This is a genomic window from Parcubacteria group bacterium CG10_big_fil_rev_8_21_14_0_10_36_14 (assembly GCA_002772895.1).
In the GTDB taxonomy this organism is placed as follows: Bacteria; Patescibacteriota; Patescibacteriia.
In genome coordinates, this window is the sequence record PFCS01000012.1 from 1 (window position 1) to 1,980 (window position 1,980).

The following is a 1,980-nucleotide window of genomic DNA, read 5'->3' on the forward strand; positions in this document are numbered from 1 at the left end:
GACGATATTTTGGTCAGGCACTTATCCGCCGACGCCAAGGCTTTGGCGGACAGGGAAAATTAGAAGGCGTTGAATGGATGAATTTTGATAAGATTGTGAAGACAATAACACCACCGAAAAAAATTCAGAAAATAAATTTTAATAAAGTTGGAAAATATCCAATCATAGACCAATCGCAAAATGAAATTGCAGGATGGACAAATGATAAAAATTCTTTGGTAAAATTAAATGCCCCAGTTGTAATTTTTGGTGATCATACATGCGCAATAAAATATGTTGAAAAATCCTTCGCACAAGGTGCAGATGGAATTAAAATTCTTATAGCTAATAAGAGAATATTGCCAAAATTCCTTTATTTTTACTTAAAAACAGGCATAATCAAACAAGATGGATATAAAAGGCATTTTTCAAAACTAAGAGAATTAAAAATCCCGCTTCCGTCTTTGGAAATTCAGAAAAAACTGGTCGCCGAAGCGGAAAAAGAACAACAAATAATCAACGCCAACAAGCAACTGATTGAGATAATGGAACAAAAAATTTCTGATGTTTTAAGTGAAATATAGCCATTTGTAATAAATATTAACATATTACTTGACAGGATTATTTACATTTGCTAAACTGGAAATATAATAATTTTATTAATTAATCAAATACTATGGTCACAAAAAAATTCACAACATCAAAAACTATCACTAAATCTAATATTGAAAAAGTACCTGGAAATAAGCCAGGAGTTTATCGTATAAAAAATGCTCAAGACAAAATTCTTTATGTTGGAATGGCAAAAGGTGGAAGATTGAATGAGAGAATTGCAGAGTATAAAGGAGAATTTAAGGGCGGTACACGATTTCAGTATAAACTTGCACCCAACAAGGAAGCGGCGGAAAGAATGGAACGGAAAGAAATTAAAAACTGGAAACCAGTTTTTAATAAAAAAGATAAATAATGTCTAAGGATAGAACAAAATTTGAGATTGAAGATATCAAATTGCTCTATAAAAAAGCCGAGGGGCATAATTTATATTATGATGAAATAAACGAGGAAACGAGAAAAATTGAAGCTTTTCTCATTCAGTCGGCATTATTGGAGGGAGTTTTGTGTGAAATTGCTTTTAGGGCAATGGGAACAAAATTTTCATGTGTTTATGGAAAAAGGAATAATCGTTATGGCTTAAATAGCGTGATTGATGACTTGTATCTGCTTAAGGTAATTTCTGATGATGAATTTAATAGTTTAGAAAAGTTTAAAAATGCAAGAAATAAATATTTTCATACTCTTTTAAAACAAGAGCCAAAAAAACTAGAAAAACAATTAGGAGACGAATATAGTAATTTCGAAGAAATAACATGGAGCATGGTTGAAAAATTAGAAAAATTATATAAAAAATAACTATGACTACATTTTTAAAAAAACTCCGTCAAGAACAAAATATCAGTCAAGAATTTTTGGCTAAAAAAATAGGTGTTTCTCGTCCAACTTATGTACAGATTGAAAGTGGTGCACGAAAAATACTTGTAGAAGAAGCACAAAAACTGGCGCAGTTTTTTGGTTTGTCATTGGAAGATTTTATTTCAGGTAAAAATGTGCCAATGCCAAAAGTGGAATTGGAAAAATCAAAAAAGCCAAAAGAACAAAAACAAGAAGCACGTATTTCTGTGCCACAAGAAAAAGTGGAAAAATTTAAGGAAGTGCTTTTGTATATTTTAGAGAGAATTGGCGCCCGCCCGAATATTGGGGAAGCAGTAGTGTGTAAGTTGATGTATTTTATTGATTTTGATTTTTATGAGAAATTTGAAGAGCAGTTAATTGGCGCAAAATACATAAAAAATCATTTTGGACCGACTCCTGTCGCTTTTTCCGAAATTGTTGCACAAATGGATCAAGATGGTGATTTGATGCGTGTTACCAAAAAATACTTTCAGCATGATCAAAAAAAATATTTACCGCTTCGTTCTGCTGATCTTTCAAGTTTTTCAGCTC

The 1,980-nt window shown here is 31.6% G+C and carries 4 protein-coding genes; all 4 read left to right on the plus strand.

Annotation, left to right across the window (positions count from 1 at the left end):
* Positions 1 to 563 (plus strand): hypothetical protein (locus tag COU51_00950; GenBank protein PIR66990.1); only part of this gene is annotated, 563 nt, incomplete at its 5' end.
* 92 nt (positions 564 to 655) lie between these two features.
* Positions 656 to 946 (plus strand): hypothetical protein, encoded by a 291-nt coding sequence (locus COU51_00955; protein PIR66991.1) that lies wholly within the window; start codon positions 656 to 658, stop codon positions 944 to 946.
* A complete protein-coding gene (locus tag COU51_00960; GenBank protein ID PIR66992.1) occupies positions 946 to 1,389 on the plus strand; it encodes a hypothetical protein in 444 nt (147 codons plus the stop codon). Before COU51_00955 ends, COU51_00960 begins: the two co-directional genes overlap by 1 nt.
* Before the next feature lie 2 nt (positions 1,390 to 1,391).
* A partial coding sequence (locus COU51_00965; protein ID PIR66993.1) for an XRE family transcriptional regulator occupies positions 1,392 to 1,980 on the plus strand: 589 nt, incomplete at its 3' end.

Excerpts from the sequence above, each read along its gene's own strand:
- COU51_00960 (PIR66992.1), top strand. The coding sequence starts at position 946 with ATGTCTAAGGATAGAACAAAATTTGAGATTGAAGATATCAAATTGCTC.
- COU51_00955 (PIR66991.1), top strand. The coding sequence starts at position 656 with ATGGTCACAAAAAAATTCACAACATCAAAAACTATCACTAAATCTAAT.